Origin of the sequence: Streptomyces sp. NPDC056503 (assembly GCF_042794995.1) — a bacterium.
In the GTDB taxonomy this organism is placed as follows: Bacteria; Actinomycetota; Actinomycetes; order Streptomycetales; family Streptomycetaceae; genus Streptomyces.
In genome coordinates, this window is sequence record NZ_JBHTST010000234.1 from 1 (window position 1) to 5,696 (window position 5,696).

Sequence of the window (5,696 nt, forward strand, 5' to 3'; positions counted from 1 at the left end):
GTCGGAGTCGGAGCCGGAGCCGGAGCCGGAACCGGAGCCGGAGCCGGCGCCGAAACCGGAGCCGGGGCCGGGGACGAAGCGCCGGGCGGGTGGGACTCCGGACCCGCTCCGGTCGGCGGCTTCGGGCCGCCCGTCGCGCCCTACGGCGGCACGGCTCCGGCCGCCGCCGACCCGGCGGCGGCCACGCTGCCCCCCTCGGGGCGGCGGGCGGCCCGCCGCACCGGCCGGGGACGGAAGCGGAACCGGGCGAACGCGGTCGTCGCCGCCTCCGTCGCCGCCGTGCTGCTGGCCGGCGGCGGCATCACGTACGTCCTCATGGACCGCGACGACTCCCCGGCGGCGTCCGACGCGCGGTCCGGAACCGGCGGCACCGGCGGAGACGCGGACGGAGCCTCCGGCGGCGCCGGTGAACCCGGGCACGTCCTGGACCCCGGCGCCGCCACCGCGCCGACCTCCGCGCCGCCCGGCTCGGCAGCCTCCTCGGCCGCCCCCGGAGGCTCGGCGGCCCCGTCCGAAGGCGACTCCCGCGACGGCGGCGCGGACCCGGACTCCGGCGGCGCGTCGGACTCGGCCGCCACCACGGGCGGGGGCTCGGACCAGGACTCCGGTCCGAGCACGGGCGGAGGCTCCGGCACCCGTCCGGGCGGGGCGACGGCGACGACGGACACCGGCGGCGACCCCGTCGCTTCCTCGGGCGGCTCCACGGGCGGCACGACCGCGCCCGCCGGCGCCACCACCTCCGCGCCCGCGCCGACCACCGAGGCTCCGGCGGCCCCGGCCGGCGGGTGCGAGGCGGCCGGAGCCGGTTCCCTCTGCCAGGTGGTGCGCTCGGCCACGACGAAGCGGTACGACGGCGGGGAGATGGGCACGGTCGGGGCCGGGCCGCACACCTTCTTCTGCCAGGTCGACCTCGACCACGGCGAGTCCTACGGAGGCACGAGCAGCCGCTGGTTCGCCCGTACCGACGACGACAGCGGCAACACCAACGTCTACCTCAGCGTCCTCCACCTGCGCGGAGGCGCCTCCGGCGGCCCCGTGGAGGGGCTTCGGACCTGCTGAGCGCGACCGCGGCTCAGCGGTCCGCCGGCGGCGGGACCTCGCCCGAGCCCCGGGCGAGGAGCCGGGTCCCGATGACGACCCGGCGGGGCGCCTCGGCGGCACCGTCGAGGCGGCGGAAGAGCTGCTGGGCGGCCGTCCTGCCGAGCTCCGCCGGGTCCTGGGCGATCACCGTGACGCCCAGGACGTCGCCGAGCTCGACGTCGTCGAAGCCGACGAGGGCCACCGGGTGCTCCCCGCCGGTCCGCCCGGCGAGCACCCGGACGGCGGTGACGGTGACCCGGTTGTTGCCCGCGAAGAGCGCCGTCACCGGTTCGGGGCCGGACAGCATGGCGGCGAGCGAGGCCGCCACCCGCCCGGGGTCCGTGGACCCCGGCGCCACCCACCGCTCGTCGACCGGCAGCCCCGCGTCCTCCATCGCCGCCCGGTAGCCGCGCAGTCGCTCCGCCGCCGTGTGGATCCGCGGCCGGTCGCCGACGAAGCCGATCCTCCGGTGGCCGTGGGCGATGAGATGGGCCACGCCCTCCCGGGCCCCGCCGAAGCCGTCCGAGAGGACGGCGTCCGCGTCGATGAGCCCGGCCGGGCGGTCGGCGAAGACCGTGGCCACGCCCGCGCGCATCTCCGGTTCCAGATAGCGGTGGTCGTCCCCGGCCGGGATCACGATCAGCCCGTCCACCCGGCGCGCGCAGAGCGTCAGGGCCAGCTCCTGCTCGCGCCCGGGGTCCTCCGCGCTGGAGCCGTTGATCAGCAGCGTGCCGTGCGCCCGCGCCACCTCCTCCACGGCGCGGCTGAGCTGCCCGTAGAACGGGTCGGCGAGGTCCTCCAGGACGAGCCCGATGGTCGCCGTCCGGCCCTTCCGCAGCACCCGCGCGCTGTCGTTGCGGCGGAAGCCGAGCGCGTCGATGGCCTCGCGGACCCGCCGCTCGGTCTCCGGGGTGACGCCCGGCTCGGCGTTGACGACCCGTGAGACGGTCTTGAGACCGACGCCGGCCCGGGCGGCGACGTCCTTCATCGTGGGCCGGTTGCCGTAGCGGGGCTCGGGGCGGGTGGTCTCGGCCACGGTGCGGGAATCCTCCGTCGTCGGGGTGCCGGCGGGCGCCCCTCCGGCGGAACATGCGCCTCCCCACCGAGCATAGAGCCTGGGAAACGTTGTCACGCCGGACCCTCCCGTACGGGCCCCAGGCCTCCGCACGGCACCGTGAGAACCTACGTCCATGCCCACCGCCCCCACCTCCACCACGGGACCCGTCGCCGCGCTCGACATCGGCGGCACCAAGATCGCCGGGGCGCTGGTCGACACCGAGGGGCGGATCCTGGCCCGCGCCCAGCGGCCGACCCCGGCGCGGGAGGCCGCGGAGACGGTGTTCCGCGAGGTCGGGGCGGTGCTCGCCGCCCTCGCCTCCTCCCCGTCCTGGGACGCCGTCGAGGCCGTCGGCATCGGCAGCGCGGGGCCGGTCGACGCCGCCCGGGGCACGGTCAGCCCGGTCAACGTGCCCGGCTGGCGCGACTTCCCCCTGGTCGAGCAGGTCCGGGAGCGGGTCGGCGACCGGCCGGTCACCCTCGTCGGCGACGGCGTCGCCATGACCGCCGCCGAGCACTGGCTCGGCGCCGCCCGCGGCCACGCCGACGCCCTCGGCCTGGTCGTCTCGACCGGCGTGGGCGGCGGTCTCGTCCTCGGCGGCCGCCTCCACCCTGGCCCCACCGGCAACGCCGGTCACATCGGTCACCTCAGCGTCGACCTCGACGGCGACCCCTGCGCCTGCGGCGGCCGGGGCTGCCTCGAACGGATCGCCAGCGGCCCGCACATCGCCCGCCACGCCCTCGACGGGGGCTGGCGGCCGGGCCCCGGCGGCGACGCCTCGGCCGCCGCCGTCGCCGAGGCCGCGCGCGCCGGCCACCCGGCGGCCCTCGCCGCCTTCGAGCGGGCCGCCCGCGCGCTCGCGGCCGGCATCGCCGCCACCGCGCACCTGGTGGAGGTCGACATCGCGGTGATCGGCGGGGGAGTCGCCGGCGCCGGCGAGATCCTCTTCGCCCCGCTGCGCCGCGCCCTCCCCGACTACGCCACGCTCTCCTTCACCCGCGGCCTGACCGTCGTCCCCGCCGCCACCGGCACGGACGCCGGCCTCCTGGGCGCCGCGGCCGCGGCCCGCGCGACACGCTGACCAGGCGTCGGGCGGGCCGGGCGACGCGCTGACCGGGCGTCGAGTGGGTCGGGCGCCGGGCGAGTGGGGCGTCGCGCCGACCGGGCGTCGCGCTCACTCGCGTACGGGAGAGGCCCGGGGCTCCGCCCGCTCCGGCGCGCGCTGTTCCACCACGACCAGGAAGGCGTCGGACGCCAGGTCCATCACGACCCGGGCCGGCACTCCCTCCTCGCGGCACGCGCCCGCGTACTCCTCGGCGGGCCAGTGTCCACGCGGCCCGCCCGCGGGAAACCGTTCCAGAACCGTACGGTCCATCTCCGCACCCCCTCGTGCTCGCGGTTATCAACGACCTCCGGCCCCGAAGCGTTACGCATCGGCCCGGACGTGTGTTCGTGGTTTTCGTGGCAGGGTGTTGCGGGCAAGCCACAGGGGGCCGTCGATGAGGGGGGAATCGTGATCGTCTGGATCAACGGTGCTTTCGGTGCGGGGAAGTCCAGCACCGCGCGCGAACTGGTCGGACTGATCCCGCACAGCACGCTCTACGACCCCGAGGCGACCGGCGCCGCGCTGCGCCGGCTCCTCCCCGACAAGCGCCTCGCCGAGGTGGACGACTACCAGGACCTGCCGATCTGGCGCCGGCTCGTGGTGGACACCGCGGCCGCGCTGCACGCCGAGGTCGGCGGGGTGCTCGTCGTCCCGATGACGCTGCTCCGGCAGGAGTACCGCGACGAGATCTTCGGCGGTCTCGCCGCCCGTCGCATCGACGTCCGGCATGTGCTCCTGGCACCGGAGGAAACGATCCTGCGATCGCGTATCGACGGTCGTGCCGAGTACGGCGACCCGGGCGTCGACGCGGACGTCCGCCGCTGGTGTCACGGCCACGTGCCGCCCTACCGGGAGGCCGTCGCCGGCTGGCTCGGCGCGGACGCCCACACCGTCGACACCTCGGCGCTCACCGTCGCCGAGTCGGCCCGGGCCGTCGCCGACGCGGTCCAGGGCGGCGTCGCGGCGCCCTGCGGGATCGTCCAGACACCGGAACCGACCCGCGAGACCCTCGCCGCGGGCGTCCTCCTCTTCGACGAACAGGACCGCTTCCTGCTCGTCGACCCCACCTACAAGCCCGGCTGGGAGTTCCCCGGCGGAGTCGTCGAGGCCGGCGAACCGCCCGCCCGCGCCGGGATGCGCGAGGTCGCCGAGGAGATCGGCCTCGAACTCGACGCCGTGCCCCGGCTGCTCCTCGTCGACTGGGAACGGCCCCAGCCGCCCGGCTACGGCGGCCTCCGCCTCCTCTTCGACGGCGGCAGGCTCGCCGCCCACGACACCGCCCGGCTGAGGCTCCCCGGCGCCGAACTCCGCGCCTGGCGCTTCGTCACCGAGGCGGAGGCCGCCGACCTCCTCCCGCCCGTCCGGTACGAACGCCTCCGCTGGGCCCTGCGTGCCCGGGAACGCGGCACCGTGCTCAACCTGGAGGCGGGCGTCCCGGTGGGCTGACCCCCGGGCCGGTCCGCTCACGCGGGTCACGCCCGGGCCGGTCCGCCCGGGCGGTCAGCCCACCCGAGGTCGTCCCCCCGGGCCCGCCCCCCGAGGGCGTCCGCCCGGCGCCGGCCACCCCGGGCGTCCACCCGGCGCCGTCCCCGGGCCCGTCCGCCCCGACCCGTCCCGCCGTCGGACGGGGCGCCTACCCGAGCGTGACGTCTCCGGCGGCCGCGGCCGCCGACAGCCGCTCCGCCGTGTCCTCCGTCACCGCCGGTCCGTGCCCGCAGCACAGCACCGACGGGCGTAGCTCCGCCAGCCGCCGCAGCGACTCCAGGGCGAGCGCGCGGTCCACGTGCATCACGCCGAAGGTCACCCCCTGCACCGAGGCCACGGTGTCGCCCGCGAAGAGCACGCCGTGGCGGGGGAGATGGACCGCCATCGACCCGGGAGTGTGGCCGGGGACGTGCACCACGACCGCGCCGTCCCCGAAGCCGAGCTCGTCGCCGTCCTCGACCTCGCGGTCCACCCGGGTCGGCGGCGCCTCGGGACAGGTCAGGCCGTGGTCCCAGATCGGACGCTCCCACTCCAGGAGGTCGGGGGCGGGCATCGGCAGCTCGCCGCGCACGTACGGCGCGTCGAGCCGGTGGGCGACGATCTCGGCGCCGTGCCGGTCGGCCAGCTCCTGCGCCGCGCCCACGTGGTCGCGGTGGCCGTGGGTCAGGACGACGCGGGCCAGCAGCTCCGGGTCGAGGCCCGCCGTCCGTATCGCCTCGGTCGTGGCGTCCGCCGATCCGGCCCAGCCGGCGTCCACCAGGGTCAGTTCGCTGTCGTCCCGCCACAGGTACGCCTGCCCGATCGAGTAGTCGAGCAGGTGCAGCCGGGGCGTGATCCTGAGAGCTTCCATACGGCGAACGTACGCAAGGGCACGGGCCCGCCGGAGGTTTCTACGCTCTGGGCGAGCTTCGCCCAACGCTGAAAAGGGAAGGCCGCCGGAGCCGGTCGCGGAGAGCGAGCGGATCCGGC

The 5,696-nt window shown here is 77.2% G+C and carries 5 protein-coding genes and 1 pseudogene; 3 read left to right on the top strand and 3 right to left on the bottom strand.

The window, feature by feature from the left end; all coding sequences use genetic code 11:
• Window positions 1–1,059 (top strand): annotated as a pseudogene (locus ACFQ8C_RS36255) (hypothetical protein); the annotation flags it as partial.
• Between the two features lie 13 nt (window positions 1,060–1,072).
• On the opposite strand, the gene ACFQ8C_RS36260 reads toward ACFQ8C_RS36255, so the two are convergent.
• A complete protein-coding gene (locus ACFQ8C_RS36260) occupies window positions 1,073–2,116 on the bottom strand; it encodes a LacI family DNA-binding transcriptional regulator (RefSeq protein WP_383466119.1) in 1,044 nt (347 codons plus the stop codon).
• 154 nt (window positions 2,117–2,270) lie between these two features.
• Between ACFQ8C_RS36260 and ACFQ8C_RS36265 the strand changes: the two genes are divergently transcribed.
• Window positions 2,271–3,218 (top strand): ROK family protein, encoded by a 948-nt coding sequence (locus tag ACFQ8C_RS36265; RefSeq protein WP_383466121.1) that lies wholly within the window; start codon window positions 2,271–2,273, stop codon window positions 3,216–3,218.
• Window positions 3,219–3,311: 93 nt separating this feature from the next.
• Here the strand turns inward: ACFQ8C_RS36265 and ACFQ8C_RS36270 are convergent, their stop codons facing one another.
• Window positions 3,312–3,512 carry a hypothetical protein gene (locus tag ACFQ8C_RS36270; protein WP_383466123.1) on the bottom strand — a complete coding sequence of 67 codons (201 nt, stop codon included), beginning with the start codon at window positions 3,510–3,512 and terminating at the stop codon, window positions 3,312–3,314.
• 138 nt (window positions 3,513–3,650) lie between these two features.
• On the opposite strand from ACFQ8C_RS36270, the gene ACFQ8C_RS36275 reads away from it, so the two are divergent.
• Window positions 3,651–4,688, top strand: coding sequence for an NUDIX domain-containing protein (locus ACFQ8C_RS36275; protein ID WP_383466125.1), 1,038 nt, complete (start codon window positions 3,651–3,653; stop codon window positions 4,686–4,688).
• A 187-nt stretch (window positions 4,689–4,875) separates the two neighbouring features.
• On the opposite strand, the gene ACFQ8C_RS36280 is transcribed toward ACFQ8C_RS36275, so the two are convergent.
• Window positions 4,876–5,577: an MBL fold metallo-hydrolase gene (locus tag ACFQ8C_RS36280; protein WP_383466127.1), complete on the bottom strand. Its 702-nt coding sequence runs from the start codon at window positions 5,575–5,577 to the stop codon at window positions 4,876–4,878.
• Between the last annotated feature and the right edge of the window lie 119 nt (window positions 5,578–5,696).

Bases quoted from the DNA above. Each gene is read 5' to 3' on its own strand.
- ACFQ8C_RS36265 (WP_383466121.1), top strand. From the start codon at position 2,271: ATGCCCACCGCCCCCACCTCCACCACGGGACCCGTCGCCGCGCTCGAC.
- ACFQ8C_RS36280 (WP_383466127.1), bottom strand. From the start codon at position 5,577: ATGGAAGCTCTCAGGATCACGCCCCGGCTGCACCTGCTCGACTACTCG.
- ACFQ8C_RS36270 (WP_383466123.1), bottom strand. From the start codon at position 3,512: ATGGACCGTACGGTTCTGGAACGGTTTCCCGCGGGCGGGCCGCGTGGA.